The following is a 26,346-nucleotide window of genomic DNA, read 5'->3' as shown; positions in this document are numbered from 1 at the left end:
TCAGTAGATGAATTTTTTATTCAATCTGTCGCATCTAAACGAAATAATATTCCTAGAAAATCACTGGATTATCGAACACCTTTGGAAGTATTTTTGAGTTACGTAAGTATTGATGATCTGTCTAACTTAATTTGACAATTAAGATAATAAAAAAGCATCTCGCGAATGAACGTGAAGATGCTTTTTTAGTTAAAATCAGTTTAGCTTTTCTTTGATATCATTGACCATTTCCTGACTGGCAATAGGTCCATTATATAGCCAGCTAGATTCAGGGCCGAATTGCAGTACGTGATTGTCCTTCACTGCTTTGAGATTTTTCCAGCTTGGTTCATTGAACATAGCAGCATCTTTATCACTGTTTACAAGAATGATGTAATCAGCATCTAATTCAGCTAGTTTTTCCGAAGAAACAGCAGACCAGTCAGAAGTGGCTTCTTTGGACACTTCTTCTACTAAATCAGGCACACCAAATTTTAGATCGTCATATACGATTCTACCGCTTGACCGATTTTTGCTGACCATGAAGGCGGAGTTATTGGTCACCCATAACACTGCAGCTGTCTTGTTCTCAATTTTATCTGCTAATTCTTCGCGAGTGCTCTCGACGGATTTTTGATAATCGGAAATGACTTTTTCCGCTTCTTTTTCTTTTGCCAAAGCCTTGCCGACATCTTTTAGTTGTTCTTCCCATGTGACGTCTGTTCCATTTTTTACGACATAAGTTGGCGCGATTTTACTATATTGCTCGTATTTTCCACCTTCGACAGTAGCGGAAGAAGAAATCAACAGCAAGTCAGGTTCGAAGCTTAATACTTTCTCGTAAGGAAGATCATAAGAAATAGTTGGAACATCTTTCAAATCATCTTGCAGATAATCTTGGATAGAACCACTGCCCACTGTCCATTGGGCGATAGGTTTTTCTCCTAGGGAAATCAGATAGTCTTCTAAGTAACTGCCGATGATTCGTTTAGGTGCGTTTGGAATGTCGACTTTATGTCCAAGCGTATCTGTGACTGTATGCGTGCTGGTGGATGAAGTCGTCGAATTGGTAGTTGTAGCTGTTTCTTTATCTGAAGAGGGGGAGCAAGCGCTCAATACTCCAGCCAGCAGCAACATGCTAGATAAGGTGAATACTTTTGTTTTTAAGTTCATTTCTTTCCTCCTGACATAATTGAGAATCTTTCTCATTGGTTATTATTCCTGATATTTCGAATGCTGTCAACCGCTTCATTTAGCTATAGATATGAAAGTAGCGCTTGACGAAATAGTGAAACAGCGTCATAATTGAAAATGATTTTCAGCGAAAGGGTGGGTGAAATGACGAGACTAAGGGCAGCTGATATTGCAGTCGGCTACGAAAATAAAAAAATTATTGAAAACATGTCTGTTACGATTCCTGAAGGGAAAATCACGAGCTTGATCGGGCCAAACGGAAGTGGAAAATCTACTTTATTGAAAAGCTTTACCCGTATACTACCTGTGAAATCAGGAAAGATCATTGTCAATGACTCTGATATATCTACATACAGTTCAAAAGAACTTGCAAAAAAAATTGCTTTATTAGCACAAACTAGTGAACATCCTATAGGTATGACAGTAGAAGAAGTAGTATCTTACGGACGTTATCCCTATCAAAAACTGTTTAGTGGTATGGATGCACAAGATCATGAAGCAATCGAGTGGGCTTTGGATGCAACAGGTTTGTCTGGATATCGCACGCGAGATATCGCAACGTTGTCTGGTGGACAAACCCAGCGTGTCTGGATCGCTATGGCACTTGCTCAGGAAACAGATATCTTGATCTTGGACGAGCCGACGACGTTTTTAGATCCGTCACACCAATTAGAGATCCTACAGTTATTGTCTCAAATCAATCAAATAAAACAAACAACGATCTTGATGTCGATCCATGATATTAATCTTGCTTCACGTTTTTCTGATTATTTACTAGGCATGAAAGACGGTGAATTGATTACGGAAGGTACACCTGAAGAAGTGATCACAAAAGAGTGTATGAAAAAAATATTTGAGATTGATGCAACGATTGTCACACTACCAAAAACGAATAAACCAGTTTTTCTGACGTATGATCTGTTGCCAAAAGAGCAGGAGGATCAATTATGAAGGCTAGGAAAAAAAACAAACTCTTGCTTTTGATCTGTTTTGTTCTTTTGATCATTTTTTTTATTGCTCTTTCAAATGGCGCAGCGAGTGTGGGAAAAACAGCCTTTTGGCAGGCTTTGGTTGATTTTGATGGATCAAAACAAAGTCATCAAATCATAAGAAACATTCGCTTGCCTCGGGTCGCAGGGGCATTTCTCGTAGGGAGTTGTTTTGCATTGAGCGGTGCATTGATGCAAGGTGTGACAAGAAATCCGTTAGCAGATTCAGGTTTACTAGGAATCAACGCTGGTGCTTCGTTGGCAATGGCTCTTAGTTTTGCTTTTTGGCCCAAAGCTTCTGGGTTTTCTGTGTTTCTGGTGTCATTGGCAGGTTCTTTTGCTGTGACTTTGCTCGTATTTGGCTTTTTGCAGTTTTCGAAAATGGGCATGAATCCTTTACAGCTGATTTTAGCTGGCGTAGCTATTAGTTCTTTTTTTACTGCAATCAGTCAAGCACTTACCCAATTTTTTAATCTACAGCAGGATCTTGCCTTTTGGTTTGTAGGTGGAGCTGCCAATATCACATGGAAACAGTTAACAGTGTTGTTCCCTGTATATGTGCTTGCTGTCTTGGTTTCTTTTTCATTAGGAAAAGCGATATCCTTGATTAGTTTGAGTGAAACTCATGCAATAGCTCTTGGAGGTCGTCCTAAACGAACACGGTTGATTGTTTTCTGTCTAGTTGCAGTGTTAGCAGCCATTGCCGTTTCGTTAGTCGGACCTGTTTCATTTATTGGGCTGTTGGTTCCGCCGATTGTTCGCGGAATGGTTGGGACAGACTATCGTTATGTCCTACCTGTCTCTTTTTTAGTTGGAGGCGGACTGGTCATGTTGGCGGATCTTGTAGCAAGGATGATCAATCCACCTTTTGAAACACCTTTTGGATTAGTCATTGCATTGATTGGCGTTCCGTTTTTACTGATACAAGTAAGGAGGGAACGACGGTGAAAAGAATATATTGGACGTTGTATTTCTTGCTTTTTCTACTTATCGTCTTGTCTGTAGGTAGTTTGATGATTGGCACGCCTTTTATTTATCTTGATCAGCTTTTTGACACGTTCATAGGGAAAGGCTCCTCTTCTTTGGCTTTGGCGCTGATTGTTGGAGAGTTTCGAGTTCCCCGATTACTGATCAGTTTATTAGCAGGAGCTTGTCTTGGCGTTTCTGGCTATATCTTGCAAGGAGTGACGAGAAATGAATTGGCAGATTCTAGCATATTGGGGATTAATGCGGGAGCTGGATTTCTAGTGATGCTTTATTTAGGTTTCTTTTCACAATATTCTCTGCCGTTTCTGTTGCTAGTTGTAGCCTTTATAGGTGGTATTCTCGCTGCTTGCTGTGTGTATCTTGCGGCCTATGATCGAAATGGATTTTTAGGGATGAATCGTATCTTATTGTCTGGTATTGCCGTTAATGCTGGTCTTTCTGCATTAACGTTGTTGTGCACCATCCAATTGTCAAAGGAAAATTATGGATTTGTCAATGCATGGTTGGCGGGATCGATTTGGGGTGCGAGCTGGTCCTATGTTTGGGCGCTTCTTCCATGGGCGATTATCTTGATTCCGCTAGGAGGATTTTATGCGCAACGGATTGGCTTGCTATCATTTGGCCAAGAACGCGCGCAAGGATTAGGGCTAAATGTGAATAAAAGTCAAAAAATCCTTTTGTTGTTAGCTGTTGCTTTAGCAAGCGGTAGCGTAGCGGTGACAGGGAGTTTATCCTTTGTAGGACTACTGGCTCCTCATGCTGCGAAGTTAGTCGTACGTAAAGAAAATCATTGGACCTTTATTTTGAGCAGTTTGTTCGGTTCCGTTTTTGTACTTAGCGCAGATATTGTTGCACGAGTGATTCTACCAAGTGGGGAAATACCGACAGGGATTTTGATCGCCTTTTTTGGTGCGCCATATTTTCTGTATGTATTGTTTATCAGACAAAAACACGTGCTGAGCAGTTGAAGTTCATTAAAAGGCAAGAAGGCCAATCATCGTTAGGTCTTCTTTTTCTTTTATTTATACATTTATTTGAAAGTTCGATTGCTATTTTTCTTTTTTTCCTATACCATTTTATGAGAGAAGGAAAGGTGATTTTTTGGAGCAAATGAAAGAAAAATTACGCCGGCAAGGAATTGAAAAGCTGAAAAATCTGGCCAAAAGCGGCAAGAAAAAGGGCAAAGAACAGCGAATCTATGAACAGCTATTCGCAAGCGAGTACTGGAAGTCGGCACAAGTGATAGGGACGACTTTGTCAAATGAAATTGAGCTGGATACACAGCCGATTATCCAACGGGCGAAAAAAGAACAAAAGAAAATAGTTGTTCCTAAAACTTTACCAAAACGACAGATGGCGTTTTATGAAATGGATGAACACACCATTTTTGAACGTTCGAGTTTTGGCGTTCTTGAGCCACAATCAGAGAAGCTTTATTTGCCGGAAATGATCGACCTCCTCATTGTACCAGGGATTATCTACAATAGAGCCGGTTATCGTATTGGTTTTGGCGGTGGTTATTACGACCGGTATTTAAAAAATTTCCATCGAAAAACATGCAGCCTCGTTTTTCGAGAACAATTGAATGAACAATGGCAACCGGAGAGTTTTGATCAGAAGATCCAACAATTATTTATTGACTAAAATGAAATGGGAGGTTTTCATGAATTATCAACAGCAAATAAAAATGCGTGCATGGTTGAGGCGACCGTTATGGACCTATGTTTTTTTAGGGATACAGACAATAGTCTTCATTATAATGGAGTTGTTTCCGCGTCTTGAAATTCCTTATTATACTGGAATGTATGGTCCTTATCTTGTTCACTTCAATGAATGGTGGCGCTTAGTGACACCAATCTTCATCCATTTTGGAGTGATGCATTTCGTCATGAACTCACTGATATTGTATTTTATGGGGCAACAAATCGAGGCAATATACGGTCACTGGCGGTTTTTCCTGATCTATATGTTCAGTGGGATAATGGGAAATACAGCAAGTTTTGCTTTCAACGAAGCGAATGTTTTGTCTGGTGGTGCAAGCACTTCGATATTCGGATTGTTTGGTGCGTTGTTTATTTTAGGATTTCATTTTAAATATAATACGGCGATCCAACAACTAGTCAGACATTTTCTTTTATTTATTGCGATGACATTTGTTTTTGGTCTTCTTGACACCTCTGTAGATGTTTGGGGACATCTCGGCGGACTGGTGGGCGGTTTAGTATTAGGGAACATTTTAGGGCTACCGAAACAGCAGACAAGCTATTCGATACACCAGAAGATTCTTTCTACACTAGTTTTTGTATTTCTTTTTGTAATATGTATTTTACTGGGTTTAAAAAAATATGGTTTACTTGTATAATATGAAGGAAGTGCTTAAAGATGGAGAGCTTATATGATGTACAGCAGCTGTTCAAAAAATTTGGCATCTTTATCTATGTGGGTGCACGCATCTATGATATTGAATTGATGACTATTGAATTGCGGAATCTGTATGATAGCCGTTTGATCGATCATGATACATACATGACAGCGTGGCGCATATTAAAAAGAGAGCACCGAATTGAAGAAAGCCGAAAGAAAGGAAATTTGTAATGGACAAGAAAATTATTGGGATTGATTTAGGTGGAACAACAGCAAAATTTGCAATTTTAACACCAGAAGGAGAGATTCAACAAAAATGGAGCATCGATACCAATATTTTGGATGATGGCAAACATATCGTTCCTGAAATCATCGAATCAATCAACCATCGATTGAATTTATATAATATGAAAGCCGAAGACTTTATTGGAATCGGTATGGGTACTCCAGGAAGCGTGGACAGTGACGCTGGAACAGTTATTGGTGCATATAACTTGAACTGGACAGAAGTACAATTTGTGAAAAAACTGATTGAAGCAGGGACAGGAATTAAATTCGCTATCGATAATGATGCGAATGTGGCTGCTTTAGGTGAACGATGGAAAGGTGCTGGAGAAAACGATCCAGACGTTGTATTCGTTACTCTAGGAACAGGTGTTGGCGGTGGTATCGTTGCTGGCGGGAATTTGATCCATGGCGTGAGCGGAGCAGGCGGAGAGATCGGCCATATCACTGTGGATCCTGAAGGGTTCGAATGTACTTGCGGTAAACGCGGATGTTTAGAAACTGTATCTAGCGCTACTGGTGTGGTACGTCTAGGACGTTACTTGGCAGAAGAATACGCAGGAGATTCAAAACTGAAAGCAATGTTAGATAACGGTGAAGAAGTAACAAGTAAAGATATCTTTGAAATGGCTCAAGAAGACGATCCGTTTGCATTGATGGTTGTTGATCGCGTATGCTTCTATTTAGGCTTAGCTTGCGCAAACTTGGGGAATACATTGAATCCGTCAAGTATTGTGTTAGGCGGCGGAGTATCGGCGGCAGGAGAATTTTTACGCAGCCGTGTAGAGAAATATTTTAAAGAATTCACTTTCCCGCAAGTAAGAGAATCAACAAAAATCAAATTAGCAGAGCTTGGAAATGAAGCTGGTGTCATTGGCGCTGCCTCATTAGCCTTGAAATTTGCTTAAAAAAACGGAGGCATTACATGGTTTTATGGGTAATTAATATCATTTTGCTATTGATTGTGCTTGCAATCATCTTTTGGGAAGTCTATCTACGAGTAATGGCCAAGCGTTCAGCAACGACTTTGACAGAAGAAGAGTTTCGAGAAGGAATGAGAAAAGCACAAGTAATCGATGTTCGCGAAAAAGATGTGTTTGATGCAGGGCATATCTTAGGTGCAAGAAACATCCCTTACACTGTTTTGAAAGATTCACTAGGATCGATTCGAAAAGACCAACCTGTCTATATCTATGATCAAAAGAAAAGCTTGAGTATCCGCACGGCAAATAAATTACGTAAAGCAGGTTATAAAGAGATTTATTTGCTTAAGGGTGGTTATGACGGCTGGTCTGGAAAAATCAAAAGCAAAAAAGTATAAAGCATATATTTTTATGACAGCTTTGGAAAAACTAGATCAATAATCAGGTATTGACTAAGAAAAAATGAACGACGCGAGGGATAGTTGTGTCGTTCATTTTTTATTTTGTGCTATTATCTACATATAAAATATAAAAGAAAAAAGGCAGAAAGAAGGAAACAACTATGATCAAATTAAAGCGTGTTTACCTTGATGCTGAAGAAGAGGATGGCTTTCGGATACTCGTAGATAGGCTCTGGCCACGAGGGATTTCAAAAGAAAAAGCACACTTAGATCTATGGTTGAAAGAAATTGCGCCTAGTAATGAAGCACGCAAAGCTTTTGACCACGTACCAGAACGTTTTGCTTTATTTGCAAAGAAATATCAGCAAGAATTGTCTTTTGAAGAAGAAAAGACGCGAGCTGTTTCCGAACTCATCCAACTTATGAAAGAACATCCAGTCATTACTTTCGTTTATGGTGCAAAAAACGAGCACCAGAACCATGCCGTTGTGTTAAAAGAATTTATCGAAAAGGAGGTGTACAAATGAAAATAGGGATCATTGGTGCCGGACCTAGAGGATTAAGTGTAGCAGAAAGGATTCTGTATAATAATCAGGGCAGACATTCTCTTGAACTTATTCTTTTTGATCCAGAAGGTCCAGGCGGTCGAGTTTGGCGGTTGAATCAGCCGCCAGAATTATTAATGAACTCTGTTTCTCAACAAGTGACGCTTTTTACAGACGAGACGTTGTCCAGTGAGGGAACGGTAATGCCGGGACCTAATTTGTTTCAATGGAGTAAAGGACCTGCTACAGATTATATCGAACAGACGGTAACCAAAAATAAGCAACTATTTATAGAAGAAATTAACCGTCTGGAAAAAGACCAACAATCTACTCGTTGCCTATACGGACTTTATCAACGCTGGTTTTTCTCAAAGTTGCAAGAAGAATTTCCAACTTCTACTCAGCTTGTCTATTCTTTAGTGAAAAAGGTCAGCAAAGAAAAAGACGGTTTCCTATTACAGACAGATCAGCAAAGCTATCCTGTCGATCAGCTCATTTTAGCGAGTGGTCATTGGGAAAATGATCAGACAGAAGAGGAAAGAGCCTGGATAGACTATGCAAAGAAAAATGATTTACTGTATCAGCTTCCTTCTAATCCTGCAGATGTCGATCTTTCAAAGATACCGCCAAAAGAAAATGTCTTTCTAAGAGGGCTTGGTTTAAGCTTTTTCGATTATGTCGGATTGTTTACGGTATCAAGAGGAGGGTGCTTCGAAAACAAAAAGGGAAAACTGGTCTATCATCCATCTGGCAAGGAACCGATTGTATACAGCGGGTCAAGAAGAGGTCTGCCTTACTATCCTCGAGGGAGAAATCAAAAGCAAGGTGGAGCAATGGCATGGCCACGGCTACTTACAAAAGAGAACCTTGAGCAATGGCATCGATCGGGACTTTTGACTGGCGAAACATTTTTTGACTATCTGAAAAAAGACGCTGAGTTGTTTTATTACAAGAAAATCATCGAAGAACATCACTTGCCGATTTCAATGAAAACTTTTGAGCATGATTTTCTTTCCCTCTCTTCAGAAGAGTGTCTTGGAAAGTATCCAGCATTACTTCCTTACAAATGGTCTTGGTCGTGGCTAGAAACTCCTCTTACCTATCTGGATGAGTCCTTTGCAGAAGCTAGCCGAGCATTTATTGAAAGGCAGATAAAAGAAGCGGAAAAAGGCAATTGCACAGGGGCATTGACTTCGACATTTGATGCATTGAAAGACTGGCGTGATCCAATCCGGCAGGCTATTGAATGGCACGTTTTTTCGGCTAAGGAATACAAAGAAATACTGTGGGGATGGTTTACTCATCTAAACAGCTTTTTAACGATTGGTCCGCCAGTTATTCGGACGAAAGAGTTAGCAGCACTGATAGATGCGGGTATTTTTCATTTGATCGAACCGCCACTTGATATTCAGCAAAAGCAAAACCGTTATGTTATTTCTCTACAAGATAAAGAAATCAGCAGTCGCTATTTGATCGAAGCTCGTTTGCCACAAACAAGCTTTTCTCGTTCAAGTAATCCTGTCATAAAAAATTTGAAGGAAAATAAACTTGTTCGCTCTTTTTCGTTTTCAGATAATACAGGAAGTTATCATTCAGAAGCTATAGATGTTGAGCGAGGTACGAATCGCGTGATTGATGCTTCCGGGAAAATCCAGTCTGGCTTTTATTGCTATGGAATACCAGTTGAAGGTGTGGATTGGTTAACTGCAGCAGCAGCTAGACCTTATACAGATCCATGGAATTTGAGACAAGCAGATAAAATAGCACAACTTATATTGACTGACAAATAAAAATACGCATGATGACTTATCTGTTCTTTCACAAGTCTTCATGCGTATTTTTTAAATAATTATTAACGAGAAACGCGTTTGCGCATTGCTTTTTTACGATTTTCTTCGATCATTGCTTCTTTTTCGTCAATCGGATCGATCACTGTTTTTTTCACAGAAGCGACCAAACCAGCAACGGCAGCGGCTGTTGCCAAGCTACCTACTAATATTCCAGATACAAATTTTTTCATTGAATCCACCTCATTTATTATTTGTTATATCTATTATGGAACAAAAGAGAAAAAAAGGCTAGTTTTACGTTTGTTTGTAAACCTTTGCAAAAAATCCTTGAAAATGTTTACTAAATGTTTTATTATAAATTTACCAGATAAATTTACGAAATTTTACTTTCTTCTTTTCTACCATAAAGTAGACTTCGTTTTTTAAATTATATAGAATCAACAAACACAATTTCACTAATCAAAGGAGTGTTTTTTATGACAATTTTAGTACTAGGCGGAGCCGGTTATATCGGTTCGCACGCTGTAGACCAGCTAGTTCAAAAGGGGTATCAAGTCGCTGTGGTAGATAATTTACTCACAGGTCACAAACAAGCAGTACATCCAGATGCTCATTTTTATGAAGGAGATATTCGGGATAAAGAATTTCTACGTTCCGTATTTGAAAAGGAACCGATTGAAGGAGTAATCCATTTTGCTGCAAGCTCTTTAGTAGGAGAATCTGTCGAAAAACCATTGATGTATTTTAACAACAATGTATACGGTATGCAAATCTTGCTTGAAGTCATGCACGAGTTCAACGTGAATAAAATCGTATTCTCTTCTACTGCAGCAACTTATGGAGAGCCGAAAGAGTCTCCAATCACGGAAAATACACCAACTGATCCTAAAAATCCGTATGGTGAAAGCAAATTGATGATGGAAAAAATGATGAAGTGGTGTGATCAAGCGTATGGCATGCGCTATGTCGCTTTGCGCTACTTCAATGTAGCCGGAGCAAAAGCAGATGCATCTATCGGAGAAGATCATACACCAGAAACGCATCTTGTCCCAATCATTTTACAAGTAGCTCTTGGTCAAAGAAAAGCATTGGCTGTTTATGGAGACGATTACGATACACCAGATGGAACATGTATTAGAGATTATGTTCAAGTAGAAGACTTGATTGCCGCACATATTTTAGCTTTGGAATACTTGAAAGAAGGAAACGAAAGCAACTTCTTCAATTTAGGCAGTAATAAAGGGTACTCGGTCAAGGAAATGTTAGAAGCAGCGAGAGAAGTGACAGGGAAAGAAATCCCGGCAGAAATAGCACCAAGAAGAGCTGGAGATCCTAGCCGATTAGTCGCTTCAAGTGAAAAAGCGAGAGAGATTCTGGGCTGGAAACCTGAATACACAGATATCAAAGAAATTATCAAAACAGCATGGGATTGGCACGTCAGCCATCCAAATGGTTATGAAGAATAGGGGAATGAGATATGTCAATCAGTCAAACGATTTGTGATTTTGCCACACTTGCGATCGAAGCTGGCGGATGGATGGAAATGGACCGCTTATATTTACAGAATCGTCTTTTAGGGATGGTAGGAGAAGACGCTCTAGAAAGCGTCGAAGTAAGACCAGTTAAGGAAGAATCAGTAGACTTATTGGATCAGCTTGTCGCTAAGGCAAGAGAAAATGGTGTTCTTTCAGAATTACCAGCAGAACAAGAGATTTTTGAAGCACAATTGATGGATTTTCTTACACCGCCGCCTTCCGTTGTCAATGCATTCTTTGCACAGCATTATTCGAAAAGTCCAGAGGAAGCAACTGATTATTTCTTTGATTTAAGTAAGAAAAATGATTACATCAAAACAAGAGCCATCGCTAAAAATATCAAATTTCCAGCAGAGTCAGCATATGGTGAATTGGAAATCACGATCAATTTATCTAAACCAGAAAAAGATCCAAAACAAATTGCGGCAGAACGCGAGGCAGCCAAAGTAGATTATCCTACATGTATGCTGTGCATGGAAAATGAAGGATATAGAGGACGCTTGAATTATCCAGCCCGCACCAATCATCGAATCATTCGAATGAATCTAGATGGTGAAAGCTGGGGATTCCAATATTCTCCTTATGCTTATTACAATGAGCATTCGATCATTTTATCAGAGCAGCACCGTCCAATGAAAATTTCAAAGGAAACATTTGTTAGACTGCTTCGGATTACTGAAGTCTTGCCTCATTACTTTGTTGGTTCAAATGCTGACTTGCCGATTGTTGGAGGATCGATTCTTTCTCATGATCATTATCAGGCAGGACGTCATGAATTTCCTATGGCAAAAGCACCGATAGAAAAACTCATCAAATTAGCAGATTATCCGCAAGTCATCGCAGGAGTTGTGAAATGGCCGATGTCTGTGATCCGTTTGCAATCAACAGATAAAGAGTTGCTGATTGAAGCAGCTAATTCAGTGTTGGAAAAGTGGAAAGGATATTCGGATGAAACTGTAGAAATCCGGGCTTTTTCAGCAGATGGTACACCACACCACACGATTACGCCAATTGCACGAAGAAGGGACAATTATTTTGAGCTGGATCTTGTCCTTCGAGACAATAATGTTTCAGATGAGCATCCTGATGGTATTTTTCATCCGCATAAAGATGTCCAACATATCAAGAAAGAGAACATTGGATTGATCGAAGTAATGGGACTTGCTGTTTTACCACCTCGTTTGAAATCGGAACTAGCAGAAGTAGAGCGGTTCTTATTGGGAGAAGAGAACCAGATGGCTGAATATCATCGTCCATGGGCAGAACAGTTGAAAAAAGAGCATCCTGATTTGACGAAAGATGCGGTCACTGATGTTGTACAAAAAGCTGTAGGTCAGGTTTTTGCTCGTGTCCTAGAAGATGCTGGAGTGTTCAAGCGAGATGAAAAAGGACAAGCAGCGTTTGAGCGGTTTACTGCGATTTTATAAACGGAAAAAAAGGAGGAGAGACAAATGGCAACAATTAAAGACATTGCTCAGTTGGCAGGAGTTTCTCCTGCTACTGTTTCAAGAGTGCTCAACTACGATCCTGAACTTTCCGTCGGCTTAGCCACAAAGCAAAAAATTTTTGAAGCAGCGGAACGCTTGAATTATACGAAGCACCGCAAAAATGCAGCAAATGCTAAGCAAACCCTTCGTCTGATCCAATGGTACGATGATACAGAAGAACTTGAAGATCTTTATTATTTGTCTATTCGTTTAGGAATCGAAAAAAAGGCAGAAGAAGCAAACGTTACTTTGTTGAAAGAAACGTGGGATTCCATTAGTGAGCTTCCAGCAGATGGAACGATCGCATTAGGGAAATTCGATGAAGCTCAGCTGTTGGATTTGAAACAATCCCAACAAGCCTTGCTTCTGGTAGATTCTGATGGCACTTCTCAAGGAATCGATTCTATAGTTGTCGATTTTAAGTCGAGTGTTCAAAAAGTCATTGAGCACTTTGTTTCCCAGAATGCACAACATATCGCTATGCTTGCTGGAACAGAATATACAAAGAAAAACCATCAGCGACTAAGGGATCCTAGAATCATGGCATTCCAACAAGTTTTAGCAGAAAAAGGCTACGACGAAGGTTCAATTATCGAAGCAGATTTTTCTGTCGAGTCAGGCTATCAAGCGGTTAAAAAATATTTAAAAACAAACGAGCAGATTCCTGACGCACTTTTTGCGGCTAATGATGCATTAGCGATTGGCGCGCTGAAAGCGATTCAAGAAACAGGTTTAGCGGTGCCAGAAGATATTTCCGTGATGGGTTTCAACGATGTCAGTGTAGCGAAATATGTGACACCCTCTCTTTCTACTGTGAAAGTTTATACGGAATGGATGGGAGAGCTAGCAGTGGAGACGATCCTTCAACTAAGTAATTCCAAAGCACCAGTTTCAAGAAAAATCATTATGGAAACAGAGTTGATTGTTCGAGAGTCGACGAAATAAAAAAAGAAAAAGTTGTGGTAAAGTGTCGTGATACCGCAACTTTTTTTGTGTATGTAAGGAAGAAACTAGATTTGCCGGTCAGCAGATAATCATGTATCATTGTACTAGTTTTGCCTTTGATATTTTCATCATTGGAATAAAAAAGTATGCTACAATGGAAGGCGAGAATGTTATAGCAGAAAGGATCAAATATATGATTACATTAGGAATAGATACTGCAAATCAAACTTTGGCGATCGGTGTGGTGGAAGATAAACAAATTCTTGGGCAAATACAGACAAATATCAAACGCAACCACAGTGTGACGCTGATGCCTGCCATTGACCAATTGTTTGCAGATCTTCAAATGAGTCCCCAAGACATTGACCGAATCGCGGTTTCTGATGGTCCTGGTTCTTATACAGGACTTCGTATAGGTGTAACGACAGCGAAAACGATTGCTTATACACTAGATAAAGATCTAATAGGAGTATCTAGCCTGAAAGCCATCGCGGCTAATTGTGTCGGGGTGGATAAAATGATTGTGCCCATGTTTGATGCTCGAAGAAAAAATGTCTATGCTGGGGCATACCGCTGGAAAGAAAATAGATTAGAAACTGTACTTGAAGATGTACATATTGCTGCTTCTGATTTGTTTGCACAACTACAAGAGCTGAATGAAGCTATTTATTTCGTTGGGAGTGATTGTCATAAATTCATCTCTGAAATAAAAGAAATGCTACCTGATGCGATGATTAATACAGTTCCAGCATGGGATATCCCAAGTGGTGTGACTGTGGCTCAATTAGGTGCGTTGGATGAACCAGTTGCAGATAAACAAGCTTTTCTCCCTCGTTATTTAAAACGAGTAGAAGCTGAAGAGAAATGGTTAGAGACGCACACACCTGGAGACGAAAGCTATGTTGAAAAAATTTAAAGCATATGCTAGAAGCCTTTTTCAAGATAAAATGATCTATGCAGAAAAAACAATCGAACAAATCGATCGTCGCTATATACTAAGAGAATTGACTACAGAAGATATCAAAGAGCTGTTGGATGTCGAACGAGAAGTCTATAATGGCGAATTGCCATGGACCAAAAGTGCCTTTATGTCAGAATTGAAGTCACCACTTCCTCATCTATATTTAGGGATCTTTGATAATGGAAGAATGATCGGGTTTGTTGGCTCAAGGGCGTTCGGTTTAGATTGTCATATCACGAATATTGCTGTTCGACCGGCATATCAGCGTAAACGAATCGGTTCGCTGCTTATTGACGAAATCGAGAACTTTGCTATAATGAATCGCTGTGAGACGATGTCATTGGAAGTACGCATGAGTAATCAGGATGCGCAAAGACTTTATCGGAAATTAGGGTTTCAAGCAACGACGATCAAAAAAAGATATTACACTGAAACAAAAGAAGATGCGTTGGATATGATAAAAATTTTAGAAAATGAGTGAGATTAGTTGATTTGCAGAAAAAAAGATTTTGATGAAGCATATTTGGCAGAATGCGTATGGGCAATTAGCGAAAATGCTTATCCATATGGCTCACCTTGGACGAAGATGCAGTTTTTGACAGATATCCAACAGCCCCACACGGATTATCTGCTTTTAGTTGAAGATAACCAGATCTGTGGTTTTGTCGGGTATTCGAAAGTAATGGATGAAGTCGAAATCACGAATATCGCTGTTGCAGTTTCAGAACAAGGAAAAGGCTATGCACGGCATTTGCTACATCTGCTGATTGCGGAACAAATAAAAGATTCGCTGCATGTTTTTTTAGAAGTACGTCTGTCTAATGAAGCAGCAAGGAAACTTTATGAATCAGAAAAGTTCCGTATATTAGGTAAACGGAAATCATATTATCGCAATCCGACAGAAGATGCGATCATTATGAGCAGAAAGTTAAAAACGGAGACGATGAAATGAATGAAGAATTGATTCTGGCAATTGAATCAAGTTGTGATGAAACGAGTGTAGCGGTCGTTAGAAATGGAACAGAGATCTTATCTAACATCGTTGCTTCCCAAATAAACAGTCATAAACGTTTTGGCGGAGTGGTGCCTGAAGTAGCTAGCCGCCATCATGTAGAACAAATAACCTTATGCTTGGAAGATGCACTGGTAGAAGCTGGTGTATCGGCAGAAGATTTATCGGCAGTCGCTGTCACTTATGGGCCTGGACTCGTCGGCTCTTTGTTGATTGGTATTTCTGCAGCTAAGGCTTTTGCTTGGGCACACCAATTGCCGCTGATTCCTGTGAACCATATGGCAGGTCATATTTATGCCGCACGTCTGGTCAAACCATTCCAGTTTCCATTGATGGCACTTCTTGTTAGCGGAGGACATACAGAATTAGTCTATATGCAAGAAGATGGATCATATGAAATCATTGGGGAGACAAGAGATGACGCAGCAGGAGAAGCTTATGACAAAGTTGGAAGAGTATTAGGTCTTTCTTATCCAAGTGGAAAAGAAATCGATCAGCTAGCTCATCAAGGAAAAGATAATTATCATTTTCCACGAGCGATGATCCATGAAGATAATTATGATTTCAGTTTTAGTGGATTAAAAAGTGCATTTATCAATTTGGTGCATAATGCACAACAGCGTGGAGAAGATTTAGACAAAAATGATTTAGCAGCTAGCTTTCAAGCAAGTGTGATCGATGTATTGATTACTAAAACACTTCGAGCTTGTCAAAATTATCCAGTCAAGCAACTGGTTGTAGCTGGAGGTGTAGCGGCCAATCAAGGGTTGCGTGAAGGATTGCAAGCTGCTCTGTCAGCTAAACTCCCTGAAGTAGAATTAGTGATTCCGCCTCTGAGACTTTGTGGAGATAATGCTGCAATGATTGGAGCAGCAGCACATGTGGAAATGCAAAAAAGAAATTTTGCCAGCTATCAGTTAAATGCTGATCCAAGCTTGGTTTTATCTGAATAAATGAAAGAGAGTGTGAAAAAGCTGCCTTGCATCAAGTTATAAGAACAGCAAAGAAAAAACAGCTTCACATGTTTTTGACTTGGTTGAACTTATTACCGTAGATGCAAGCTTTTGAACACTATTTATTGTAATAAGGGTTGTGACAGATTTTTGTCACAACCCTATTTTTTGCCTATTTTTAATTGAATGTGTTATTTAAATTTATGAGATAACTTGTTTTAAAAATGTTTTATGCTGATATCTGTAATAAAAAATAGTTATTATATAAATTGTGTTCGTTTTTTTCCTGTGCTATGATTAATTCAATAAATCATAGGATTTATTCGTGTACATAGAAAGTCTGAATATAAAATGAAAAAAGAAAGTAGAGAGAATATGAAGAAAAAGAAAATAGCTGCCTCTCCGGTTCCTTTAGTTGCACTAGCTGATCAATCGATTACTGCCGAGAAATATCGAACGATCCGGTCCAATATCCAGTTTGCAGCGATTGATCGTGAATTGAAGACATTGGTCATCACTTCTTCCGGCCCAGATGAAGGGAAATCTATTACTGCCGCTAATCTAGCAGTAGTTTTTGCAAATAGTGGAAAACAGGTCTTACTTGTAGATGCCGATTTGAGGAAACCAACTGTAGCATTGTCTTTTCAATTGCCGCATAATGAAGGATTGAGTAATTTACTTAGTGAGCGTGAACGGATAGCGGACGATTACATAACTGAAACACATATAGAAAATCTTTGGATCTTGCCCAGTGGTCCAAAGCCGCCCAACCCTTCGGAAGTTTTAGGGACGAAAAGAATGGAAGAGATAATAGAGGAACTGATACTTGACTTTGATCTGGTCATCTTTGATATGCCTCCGGTAGCGACTGTAACGGATGCTCAAATCCTTGCAGCAAAAACGGATGGAACGCTACTTGTTGTCAGAGAAAGAAAGACAAAGAAACAAGAGTTGTTAAAAGCGAAAGAACTGTTGCAGATTGCAAAAGCAAATATATTAGGTGTAGTTTACAATGGAACAAAAAAAGAGAGTGATCTCACTTATTATTACCAATCATTTGAATAGACGAAACAAAAAGAAACAGCGCCCCCGATAAATATCAGGATCGCTGTTTCTTTTTGTCGCGTTATTCTCTCAAAGCTGGAGTAGTAGCGGTCTTACAGAAAGTAAAATGCTTTTTGTGATAATCTAACAGTCCTGAATCACGTAGTTGTTTGATTACTTGTCCAGCAGTTTCACGTGTCGTACCGCTATTCACTGCTAATTCTTTTAAGGTAATTGGATAAGGAATGGTGATATGGCCGTCTTCTGTTGGTACGCCAAGTTCTTCTTTCAAAATGAATAGATTTTGTTTCACTCGATCAAAAGCACTGGAGGTTAATCCAATTTGGATACGTAACTCATGTATTTCGACTACTTTAGAAATTTTTTGGATCATATAGATCAGTTGTTCAGGATTTTTTCGTGCTAATTTTTCATAGTAGGAAACAGGAAGATAGAAAGTTTCGATATCAGTCATCGCTTGAGCTGTATAAGTGTAGGTATCTTCTCCAAACATTCCTGACATAGGAAAAAGGTTATTGGTAGTCACGTAATCATAATAATAATAGGTGGCACTTTCATCGTAACGTTCTAAACGAACAAGTCCTTTGGTCAAGATATATAATCGTTGTCTAGGATCTCCATCATCAAAAAGGATTTGTCCTTTCTTATAGGAACGAAGAACAGTATGTTCCTTGATCTGTTGGAACTCTTCATCCGAGAAATGTTCAAAATCAGGTTGATATCTGAGTTTTGAAAAGTGAAAATCGATTTTATTAACACGCATTAAAAAGTCCTCTCCTTATTGTTCACTATAGTTATTGTTACTTTTTTTAAAGAATTTGTAAAGTTTTAACACATCTGGATTAAACATAAGTTTTAATACTTTACAAATAAAATTTGTTATTATGTAAAAAATATACATCTACATTGAATAATTTATTTTGAAGATAAGTATTTGTGTATAAAAAACAACAATAATACATATAGCAAACGCTAACAATATTAGTATAGTTTATTTTTTTGATTTATTCAAAAAAATTTTTTAGATGAATAAATATTTTTTTGGAAGTGTATACAGAATAAAAAATGAATAAATTACGCTTAAAATTAGAAAAACGTTTAATTATTTAATTATCGAATATTAATGTGAGGGATGTCTCATTTTGAATGAGACAAAATTATGAAAGTGATTACAAAAGGAGGCTATCCTATACATGTAATCAAAAAGAAGGAGGCAACACAACATGGATAAACCTATTCACGTTTTCTCTGAAATAGGGAAATTAAAGACAGTTTTACTGAAACGGCCTGGGCAAGAAGTGGAAAATTTGACACCAGATATTATGGATCGTCTGTTGTTCGATGATATTCCATATCTTCCGATTGCTCAAGAAGAGCATGACAACTTTGCAAAGACCTTGCAAAACGAAGGCGTCGAAACTCTTTACTTGGAAAAATTAGCAGCAGAAGCGATTGACGCAGGCAACGTCAAAGAACAATTCTTGAATAAAATGTTGGATGAATCTCATATCGCATCGAATGCAGTAAGAGATGGTCTTCATGAGTTCCTTCTATCAATGGAAACACAAGAAATGGTAGATAAAATCATGGCTGGGGTTCGTACAAAAGATATCGAAGTACGTTCTAGCAGCTTGTATGATCTTTCAGCAGACGACGACTATCCATTTTACATGGACCCAATGCCAAACTTGTACTTTACACGCGACCCTTCCGCATCAATGGGAAATGGAATGACCGTCAATAAGATGACTTTTGAAGCACGTCGTCGTGAATCGATGTTTACAGAATATATTTTGAAACATCATCCAAGATTTGCCAATAAAGGGATCGAAGTATGGTTGGATCGTGAAAATCCTGATCATATCGAAGGTGGAGATGAATTAATCTTAAGCGACAAAGTAGTAGCAGTTGGGATTTCTCAACGAACAAATGCAAAAGCTTTAGAAAAATTAGCACGCCATCTATTCGCAAAAAATTCAGGATTTGAAAAAGTATTAGCAATCAAAATCCCGAACAACCGTGCAATGATGCATCTGGACACCGTATTCACAATGGTAGATCATGACAAATTCACTATCCATCCAGCAATCCAAAGTAAAGACGGTAAGATGGATGTCTTTACGATCGAACCAGATGGTGATGATATCAAGATCACTCATTCAGATAACTTACACGAAACGATGAAAGCTGCTCTTGGATTAGATGATCTTGTATTGATTCCAACTGGTAATGGGGATGAGATCGTTGCCCCTAGAGAACAATGGAATGACGGATCCAATACATTGGCAATCGCTCCAGGTGTCGTAGTCACTTACAATCGGAATTACGTATCGAACGAATTGCTTCGTAGCTATGGTATCAAAGTGTTGGAAATCAATTCTAGTGAATTGTCACGAGGTCGTGGCGGTCCACGTTGTATGAGCCAACCACTTGTCCGTGAAGACTTGAAGTAGTTTATAACCTGACGACAGTCTTACTGTCAGCTGTCGTCAGGATTTCCTCTTTAATCTTAAATAAAAACAATCTAAAGGAGAATGTTTAATATGAAAGAATCAGTATTCCAAGGAAGAAGTTTATTAGCAGAAAAAGATTTTACAAAAGAAGAGTTACAATATTTGATCGATTTTTCAGAACACTTGAAAGACTTGAAAAAACGTGGGATCCCACATCACTATCTAGAAGGAAAAAATATCGCACTTTTATTTGAAAAAACATCTACACGTACTCGTTCTGCATTTACCACTGCAGCAATCGATCTAGGTGCACATCCTGAATACCTAGGTGCAAATGACATCCAATTAGGTAAAAAAGAATCAACAGAAGATACAGCTAAAGTGTTAGGTCGTATGTTTGACGGAATCGAATTCCGTGGATTCAGTCAAAAAATGGTAGAGGAACTAGCAGAATTCTCTGGCGTTCCAGTTTGGAATGGTTTGACTGACGAATGGCATCCAACACAAATGATCGCTGACTTTTTAACTATCCAAGAAAACTTTGGAACTGTAGAAGGTATCACTGTTGCATACTGTGGAGATGGTCGAAACAATATGGCTAACTCTTTATTAGTAACAGGTGCAATTTTGGGAGCAAACATGCGTATTGTTGCACCAAAAGAATTACAACCTGAAGAAGAAATCGTCAAAATGGCAGAAGGTTTTGCTGAAAAATCAGGGGCACAATTGATGATTACCGACGATGTTGATAAAGGTGTAGACGGAGCAGACGTGCTTTATTCTGATGTATGGGTATCAATGGGTGAAGAAGATAAATTTGAAGAACGGATCAAATTGTTGAAACCTTACCAAATCAATATGGAAATGGTAGAAAAAACACACAATACAGATCGTTTGATCTTCTTGCACTGCTTACCAGCTTTCCATGATACAAACACTGTTTACGGTGAACAAATGAAAGAACGCTTTGGCATCACTGAAATGGAAGTAACAGATGAAGTATTCCGCAGCAAATATGCTCGTCAATTTGACCAAGCAGAAAATCGTATGCATTCAATCAAAGCAATCATGGCAGCAACATTAGGTAACTTGTTTATCCCTCGTGTTTAAGCATAACCACATTCATCTCACGAAAAAACGAGTCAGCATTGAGGGAAAATCACAAAACGCTGGCTCGTTTTGTTATCTAGAAAATTCAGGAGAACTGAAGAAAGGACGAATGAAATGGTCAAACGAAAAGTAGTTGTCGCTTTAGGAGGCAATGCCATCTTGTCTACGGATGCAAGTGCAAAAGCCCAACAAGAAGCGTTAACGGAAACAGCAAAGTATTTAGTGAAATTTATCGAACAAGGAGATGAACTAATCATCTCTCACGGAAATGGTCCGCAAGTCGGCAACCTATTGATTCAGCAGCAAGCTGCTGATTCTGAGAAAACACCAGCAATGCCTTTAGATACATGTGTCGCAATGACGGAAGGGTCAATCGGCTACTGGCTCCAAAACGCGATGGGTGAAGTACTGAAGGAAAAAGGGATCGATAAAGATGTAGTTTCTTTAGTCACTCAAGTTATTGTGGATGAAAATGATCCTTCCTTCAAAAATCCAAGTAAACCAGTCGGCCCATTCTACACGGAAGAAGAAGCGAAAGAACAAATGAATGCTGATTCTACTGTGACATTCAAAGAAGACGCTGGACGTGGATGGAGAAAAGTAGTCGCTTCCCCTAAACCAATCTCGATCAAAGAAGCACGTGTCATCGAAACGCTAGTCGAACAAGGAGTTATCACGGTGTCTGTCGGCGGTGGCGGGATTCCTGTTGTAGAAACAGCGACCGGATTAGAAGGGCGAGAAGCCGTGATCGATAAAGATTTTGCTTCAGAAAAATTAGCCGAAATCATCGATGCAGATTTGCTCATCGTATTGACAGGTGTAGACAATGTGTATGTCAATTACCAAAAACCGGATCAAAAGAAACTAGAAACTGTTACTGTTTCAGAAATGAAACAATACATTGATGAAAAACAGTTCGCTCCAGGAAGCATGCTTCCGAAAGTAGAAGCAGCCATTGCATTTGTTGAAGCAAAACCGAACGCTAAGGCAATCATCACTTCTTTAGAAAATATCGAAAATCTTTTAGCTTCTGAAGAAGGAACGATTATCGTAGCTGATTAATTTGTTAAGTCTTTCGTATTTACGAAATGATTTATAACTATCCAGGTGGTATTTCTTCTCCTTTAGGCCATCTGGATTGTTTTTTTTATTAGAAACGACTAGCCTTTCGTTTTTTTTTCTGATATAATTCAAGAAAGTTTAATAAGATTAAGATTTGTTGAACAAGAGAGTACTTGTATCATTCTTGGCTAGCGAATTCGGAAGTGGTGGAAGCCGAATGAAGGAGATACAACGAAGCGCACTTGGAGAATTCTGTTTTAAACAGACGGTCGTCTACCGATATCAGATGGAGCTGGTCCTTTTTTTAGGACAATTGGAGTGGTACCGCGGGAAATCTCGTCTCTAATGATGGCATACTAAGTATGTCGTCATTAGAGATTTTTTTTGTTGAACAAATAAGAGAGTATTTTAGGAGGAATAAAGATGAATAATAAAGATCTTGTCGCTAAAGCCGTCTATGACGTTGTCAAAGACGATTTGACACTTGAACAAGTCGAACAATTACTAGAAAATCCAAAATCAGCCGAACACGGGGATGTGGCATTTCCAGCCTTTTCATTAGCAAAAGTTTACCGAAAAGCGCCACAGCAAATCGCTGCAGATTTAGCAGAAAAAATCGACTCTGCCAACTTTGAAAAAATCGAAGTGGTTGGACCTTACTTGAACTTTTTCATGAATAAAGAACTTATCAGCAAAAAAGTTTTGCAAACAGTAGTGAAAGAAAAAGAACATTATGGGGACAGCAATATCGGGAATCAAGGAACCGTACCGATCGATATGTCTTCTCCAAATATTGCAAAACCAATCTCAATGGGACATTTACGTTCGACAGTTATCGGTAATTCGATTGGCTTCATTATGGAAAAAATCGGATACCAGCCAATCCGCATCAATCATTTAGGTGACTGGGGCACGCAATTCGGAAAACTGATTGTTGCTTACAAAAAATGGGGTTCAGAAGAAGCGGTCAAAGCAGAGCCAATCAATGAACTGCTTCGTTTGTATGTCCAATTCCATGAAGTAGCTGAAACAGAACCGGAATTAAATGAAGAAGCTCGTGCTTGGTTCAAACGTCTAGAAGAAGGCGATGAAGAAGCTATCCAATTGTGGCAATGGTTCCGTGATGAATCGATGAAAGAATTCAACAAAATCTATGATCTACTGGAAGTACAGTTTGATTCATTGAACGGTGAAGCTTTCTATAATGACAAAATGGATGAAATCGTCGAACTTTTAGAAGAAAAACATTTGCTGAACGAAGATAAAGGTGCGGAGATCGTTGACCTTTCTGCTTACGACTTGAATCCAGCATTAATCAAGAAATCAGATGGCGCGACACTATACATCACACGTGACTTAGCTGCCGCATTGTATCGTAAACGTACCTATGACTTCAAACAATCTCTATATGTAGTAGGGAATGAACAAAGTTATCATTTCAAACAATTGAAAGCTGTCTTGAAGGAAATGGGCTTTGACTGGTCTGACGACATGCACCATATCCCATTTGGTTTGATCACACAAGGTGGTAAAAAATTATCAACTCGTAAAGGAAAAATCGTCTTACTAGAAGAAGTATTGAATGAAGCAATCCAATCTGCTAAAGAGCAGATCAGCGAGAAAAACCCTGATTTAGAAAACAAAGATGTTGTAGCTAAACAAGTAGGGGTTGGGGCAGTCATCTTCCATGATTTGAAAAACGATCGTCTCAATACATTTGACTTCAACTTAGAAGAAGTTGTTCGTTTTGAAGGAGAAACTGGACCTTATGTGCAATATACACATGCTCGTGCAGTCAGTCTGTTGGAAAAAGCAGGATTCGTCCCTTCAGAAACAGCAGACTATGCGTTGAATGACGATATCAGCTGGGAAGTAGTCAAATTGGTTCAAAAATATCCTGAAACAGTCTTATCCGCTGGGGAAAAATATGAACCTTCAGTGATTGCGAAACATGCAATCAAATTAGCACAGGCATTCAACAAATACTATGCTCATACGAAGATTTTAGCTGACGATGAACAAAAAGAAGCACGCTTAGCTTTAGTGTATGCAGTGACTGTATTATTGAAAGAAGATCTTCGTTTGCTAGGACTTCATGCACCAGATAAGATGTAAGAAAAAAGAATGTGAAATCAGTGTTCAGCTCCGAGTCACAAGGAACAATTTCAAAAAACAGCTTCTCATGTTTGTTGGATATTGTGACTTGTGACCGAGGAGTTGGCAGGAGAACACCGTTTATTCGCAATAAGGGCTGTGACAATATTTTTGTCACAGCTCTTATTTTGTATAAAAGTCATTCTGGATTCTTGTCAGCGCACAAAATGTACTCTGTTAACTCCTTCAAGTTATTTACGCAAAGATCAGCACCAGCTTGTTGGAATCTAAGTGCAACAGACTGTTTTAAGCGATCTTTTTCCTCCATCTCTATTTGTTGGTATGCATCATATGAAAGTCCCATCAGCGAACTACCTTCAATCACACCTACTGTAAACACCCCAGCATTTTTCCCTTCTTGGATATCTGAGACCGTATCTCCGACTTTGATTACTTCATCAACTGACTTGTTTTTGAAATATTGTATATTTTTATGAATCATATAAGGAAATGGTCGTCCATATCCTTCGACGTCTTCAGAAGTTGCCATGAAGTCTGGTGAATAGCCTTCTTTTTTTGCGGTTTCTGCTACGATTGCCATCATAGGAGCAGTAAATCCAGTCGTGGAACCAATATTGATCCCAGCGCTTCTCAACTGTTCGATCGTTTCCAATGTGTCGGGTTTCAAGGTAGAATGTTGGGCCAAATCTTTAAACAGATAATGTTCAAATTGCTGATACAATTCCTCCACCTCTTTTTCCTGAGGTAGTTGTCCTTGAATCGCTATCCATTGTTCTTTGACAGAAGGGAGGGAAAGAAGCTGTTGGATATGATCCCATTTTAATTTTCCCATCGGTTCGCGGATCTCTTTGTCAGTCAGTTGGATCCCTTTTTCTAGAAAAGCATTTCTAAAAGCGTGGACAGGAGCCATACAGCCAAAGTCCACAGTTGTTCCTGCCCAATCAAAAATTACAGTTTTAATCATTAATGTTCTCCTTATAGTCTTTGATAATTGCTGTCAGTTCTAAAATGTCTTCTGGATAAATCTCGCCAATATTACCGATACGAAAACATTCATGATCGCTGATTTTCCCAGGATAGATCACAAATCCGTTTTGTTTTAAATGCTGATAGAAATGATTGAAATCAAATCGCCAGTCTTTAGGGTAAAGAAAAGAGGTAATGAATGGCCCCTGATACTCTTGGATGAAAGGCTGGAACCCCATCTCTGTCATTTTTTGTCGTAGCACATGATTATTGGCGAGATAACGTGAATATCGAGTTTCAATCCCTCCTTCTAGCTCTAGTTCCTTTAATGCCTGTTGAAAAGCCAAAACCGTATGAGTAGGGGAAGTGAAACGCCATTTGCCATTCTCGTTTTCCATCACGCGGTACTGGTCATACAAATCAAGTGACAAACTTCGACTCGCATTTTTTCGCTTTTCTAGTTCCACTTTATTAGCAAGTACAAAAGAAAAACCTGGAACACCTTGAATACATTTATTTGAGCTAGAAATCAAAAAATCGATCCCTAGTTCCGCTACATGAATCGGTATCCCACCAAAGCTAGACATCGCATCTACTATGAACAAAAGATCTCTTTCCTGTGTGACAGCAGCAATTTCTTCCAAATCATTTAAAATACCGGAAGTAGTCTCGCTATGGACCATTGCAAGTGCGGAGATAGACGGATTCTCTTCAATCAACTGTGTAATCATATATGCTTGGGGGATTTGGTGTTCAGGTACTTCATAAACTGCATAGTTTAGTTGCAGACATTTGCACATGGCAATCATTCGTTGACCGTATGCGCCATTTGAACAAATCAGTAAAGTATCTTCTGGTCTGATCACAGAACTTAAAACAGATTCTACCCCAAAGGAGCCGCTGCCTTGCATCAAGACCGTTGTGTATAGTTCTTCCGGTACTTGAGCAAGCTCCAGCAATTTTTTTCTTATCCATTGTGTCATCTCTTTGTATTCTTGATCCCAGGTACAATGATCGGTCAGCATCGCTTTTTTCACTGTTTCAGAAGTCGTTAATGGTCCAGGCGTTAATAATTTATACATGCGATTTCCTTTCATTTCTTTTTTATTGACATACACAAAGAGCAAGACTCTGCTCTTGCTAACATCCAATATAAATGATGAGTATTGTGATTTAATCAAAGTTATGAAAAGTTTAAATAAAAACTGATGTATTTTTGTAAAGA

General features: G+C 39.0%; 27 protein-coding genes, 1 pseudogene and 1 other annotated feature. Of the genes and pseudogenes, 23 read left to right on the top strand and 5 right to left on the bottom strand.

The genetic code is table 11. The features are described from left to right. A pseudogene (locus KFO35_RS01110) lies at positions 1-135 on the top strand (IS30 family transposase); the annotation flags it as partial. A gap of 60 nt (positions 136-195) precedes the next feature. Here the strand turns inward: KFO35_RS01110 and KFO35_RS01105 are convergent. Continuing rightward, positions 196-1,152 carry an ABC transporter substrate-binding protein gene (locus KFO35_RS01105; protein WP_002344363.1) on the bottom strand — a complete coding sequence of 319 codons (957 nt, stop codon included), beginning with the start codon at positions 1,150-1,152 and terminating at the stop codon, positions 196-198. Between the two features lie 165 nt (positions 1,153-1,317). Here KFO35_RS01105 and KFO35_RS01100 point away from each other — a divergent pair, with 165 nt between their 5' ends. From KFO35_RS01100 to KFO35_RS01055, 10 genes are all read left to right on the top strand, one after another. Further along, positions 1,318-2,124, top strand: coding sequence for an ABC transporter ATP-binding protein (locus tag KFO35_RS01100; protein ID WP_070704969.1), 807 nt, complete (start codon positions 1,318-1,320; stop codon positions 2,122-2,124). Beyond that, the gene (locus KFO35_RS01095) at positions 2,121-3,110 is read left to right on the top strand and encodes a FecCD family ABC transporter permease (protein ID WP_156271836.1); all 990 of its coding nucleotides are present in this window, start codon (positions 2,121-2,123) and stop codon (positions 3,108-3,110) included. The genes KFO35_RS01100 and KFO35_RS01095 overlap by 4 nt, the downstream gene beginning before the upstream one ends. Further along, positions 3,107-4,117 (top strand): FecCD family ABC transporter permease, encoded by a 1,011-nt coding sequence (locus KFO35_RS01090; protein ID WP_070704975.1) that lies wholly within the window; start codon positions 3,107-3,109, stop codon positions 4,115-4,117. Before KFO35_RS01095 ends, KFO35_RS01090 begins: the two co-directional genes overlap by 4 nt. A gap of 142 nt (positions 4,118-4,259) precedes the next feature. Beyond that, positions 4,260-4,793: a 5-formyltetrahydrofolate cyclo-ligase gene (locus KFO35_RS01085; RefSeq protein WP_002320135.1), complete on the top strand. Its 534-nt coding sequence runs from the start codon at positions 4,260-4,262 to the stop codon at positions 4,791-4,793. A 19-nt stretch (positions 4,794-4,812) separates the two neighbouring features. Beyond that, positions 4,813-5,511 (top strand): rhomboid family intramembrane serine protease, encoded by a 699-nt coding sequence (locus tag KFO35_RS01080; RefSeq protein ID WP_156271834.1) that lies wholly within the window; start codon positions 4,813-4,815, stop codon positions 5,509-5,511. A gap of 20 nt (positions 5,512-5,531) precedes the next feature. After that, positions 5,532-5,744, top strand: a complete 213-nt coding sequence (locus tag KFO35_RS01075) for a YqgQ family protein (RefSeq protein ID WP_002293902.1) — start codon at positions 5,532-5,534, stop codon at positions 5,742-5,744. Further along, the gene (locus tag KFO35_RS01070) at positions 5,744-6,706 is read left to right on the top strand and encodes an ROK family glucokinase (protein ID WP_002308870.1); all 963 of its coding nucleotides are present in this window, start codon (positions 5,744-5,746) and stop codon (positions 6,704-6,706) included. Before KFO35_RS01075 ends, KFO35_RS01070 begins: the two co-directional genes overlap by 1 nt. A gap of 17 nt (positions 6,707-6,723) precedes the next feature. Next, positions 6,724-7,119 (top strand): rhodanese-like domain-containing protein, encoded by a 396-nt coding sequence (locus KFO35_RS01065; protein ID WP_002308872.1) that lies wholly within the window; start codon positions 6,724-6,726, stop codon positions 7,117-7,119. A 164-nt stretch (positions 7,120-7,283) separates the two neighbouring features. Next, on the top strand, positions 7,284-7,649 hold the full coding sequence (locus tag KFO35_RS01060; protein ID WP_002314794.1) for a DUF488 domain-containing protein: 366 nt from the start codon (positions 7,284-7,286) through the stop codon (positions 7,647-7,649). Beyond that, complete coding sequence (locus KFO35_RS01055) at positions 7,646-9,457, top strand: FAD/NAD(P)-binding protein (RefSeq protein WP_070704981.1); 1,812 nt, start codon at positions 7,646-7,648, stop codon at positions 9,455-9,457. Before KFO35_RS01060 ends, KFO35_RS01055 begins: the two co-directional genes overlap by 4 nt. Before the next feature lie 62 nt (positions 9,458-9,519). Here the strand turns inward: KFO35_RS01055 and KFO35_RS01050 are convergent, their stop codons facing one another. After that, positions 9,520-9,687 carry a DUF3042 family protein gene (locus KFO35_RS01050; protein WP_002288457.1) on the bottom strand — a complete coding sequence of 56 codons (168 nt, stop codon included), beginning with the start codon at positions 9,685-9,687 and terminating at the stop codon, positions 9,520-9,522. A gap of 246 nt (positions 9,688-9,933) precedes the next feature. Here KFO35_RS01050 and galE point away from each other — a divergent pair, with 246 nt between their 5' ends. From galE to KFO35_RS01010, 8 genes are all read left to right on the top strand, one after another. Next, on the top strand, positions 9,934-10,923 hold the full coding sequence (gene galE / locus KFO35_RS01045) for a UDP-glucose 4-epimerase GalE (protein WP_002314796.1): 990 nt from the start codon (positions 9,934-9,936) through the stop codon (positions 10,921-10,923). Positions 10,924-10,934: 11 nt separating this feature from the next. Further along, positions 10,935-12,419, top strand: coding sequence for a UDP-glucose--hexose-1-phosphate uridylyltransferase (gene galT, locus KFO35_RS01040; protein ID WP_002314797.1), 1,485 nt, complete (start codon positions 10,935-10,937; stop codon positions 12,417-12,419). Between the two features lie 24 nt (positions 12,420-12,443). Further along, on the top strand, positions 12,444-13,424 hold the full coding sequence (locus tag KFO35_RS01035; RefSeq protein ID WP_002314798.1) for a LacI family DNA-binding transcriptional regulator: 981 nt from the start codon (positions 12,444-12,446) through the stop codon (positions 13,422-13,424). 193 nt (positions 13,425-13,617) lie between these two features. Beyond that, positions 13,618-14,340, top strand: a complete 723-nt coding sequence (gene tsaB / locus KFO35_RS01030) for a tRNA (adenosine(37)-N6)-threonylcarbamoyltransferase complex dimerization subunit type 1 TsaB (RefSeq protein ID WP_033704982.1) — start codon at positions 13,618-13,620, stop codon at positions 14,338-14,340. Then, positions 14,324-14,866: a ribosomal protein S18-alanine N-acetyltransferase gene (gene rimI, locus KFO35_RS01025; RefSeq protein WP_002329349.1), complete on the top strand. Its 543-nt coding sequence runs from the start codon at positions 14,324-14,326 to the stop codon at positions 14,864-14,866. Before tsaB ends, rimI (KFO35_RS01025) begins: the two co-directional genes overlap by 17 nt. Before the next feature lie 6 nt (positions 14,867-14,872). Then, on the top strand, positions 14,873-15,337 hold the full coding sequence (rimI, locus tag KFO35_RS01020; protein ID WP_002308883.1) for a ribosomal protein S18-alanine N-acetyltransferase: 465 nt from the start codon (positions 14,873-14,875) through the stop codon (positions 15,335-15,337). Further along, positions 15,334-16,350, top strand: a complete 1,017-nt coding sequence (tsaD, locus tag KFO35_RS01015) for a tRNA (adenosine(37)-N6)-threonylcarbamoyltransferase complex transferase subunit TsaD (protein WP_002308884.1) — start codon at positions 15,334-15,336, stop codon at positions 16,348-16,350. Before rimI (KFO35_RS01020) ends, tsaD begins: the two co-directional genes overlap by 4 nt. 375 nt (positions 16,351-16,725) lie before the next feature. Continuing rightward, on the top strand, positions 16,726-17,415 hold the full coding sequence (locus KFO35_RS01010) for a CpsD/CapB family tyrosine-protein kinase (RefSeq protein WP_002314801.1): 690 nt from the start codon (positions 16,726-16,728) through the stop codon (positions 17,413-17,415). 61 nt (positions 17,416-17,476) lie between these two features. Here KFO35_RS01010 and KFO35_RS01005 read toward each other — a convergent pair whose 3' ends face one another. Next, a complete protein-coding gene (locus tag KFO35_RS01005) occupies positions 17,477-18,178 on the bottom strand; it encodes a Crp/Fnr family transcriptional regulator (protein ID WP_002314802.1) in 702 nt (233 codons plus the stop codon). A 460-nt stretch (positions 18,179-18,638) separates the two neighbouring features. On the opposite strand from KFO35_RS01005, the gene arcA reads away from it, so the two are divergent. From arcA to argS, 4 genes are all read left to right on the top strand, one after another. Further along, positions 18,639-19,868, top strand: coding sequence for an arginine deiminase (gene arcA / locus KFO35_RS01000; protein ID WP_002308888.1), 1,230 nt, complete (start codon positions 18,639-18,641; stop codon positions 19,866-19,868). 90 nt (positions 19,869-19,958) lie between these two features. Beyond that, a complete protein-coding gene (gene argF, locus KFO35_RS00995) occupies positions 19,959-20,978 on the top strand; it encodes an ornithine carbamoyltransferase (RefSeq protein WP_002288437.1) in 1,020 nt (339 codons plus the stop codon). Between the two features lie 114 nt (positions 20,979-21,092). Next, complete coding sequence (gene arcC, locus KFO35_RS00990) at positions 21,093-22,040, top strand: carbamate kinase (protein WP_002314803.1); 948 nt, start codon at positions 21,093-21,095, stop codon at positions 22,038-22,040. A 148-nt stretch (positions 22,041-22,188) separates the two neighbouring features. Further along, positions 22,189-22,387, top strand: a binding site (T-box leader). Between the two features lie 76 nt (positions 22,388-22,463). Next, entirely contained in the window at positions 22,464-24,155 is a 1,692-nt protein-coding gene (gene argS, locus KFO35_RS00985; RefSeq protein ID WP_002308891.1) for an arginine--tRNA ligase, read from the top strand. Between the two features lie 178 nt (positions 24,156-24,333). Here the strand turns inward: argS and phnX are convergent, their stop codons facing one another. Beyond that, entirely contained in the window at positions 24,334-25,119 is a 786-nt protein-coding gene (phnX, locus tag KFO35_RS00980) for a phosphonoacetaldehyde hydrolase (protein ID WP_070704984.1), read from the bottom strand. Further along, positions 25,112-26,203 carry a 2-aminoethylphosphonate--pyruvate transaminase gene (phnW, locus tag KFO35_RS00975; protein WP_050397138.1) on the bottom strand — a complete coding sequence of 364 codons (1,092 nt, stop codon included), beginning with the start codon at positions 26,201-26,203 and terminating at the stop codon, positions 25,112-25,114. Before phnW ends, phnX begins: the two co-directional genes overlap by 8 nt. Positions 26,204-26,346: the final 143 nt, after the last annotated feature.

Source organism: Enterococcus lactis (genome assembly GCF_015751045.1).
GTDB classification, from domain to species: Bacteria; Bacillota; Bacilli; order Lactobacillales; family Enterococcaceae; genus Enterococcus_B; species Enterococcus_B lactis.
This window is presented reverse-complemented; position numbering and strand designations above follow the sequence as displayed.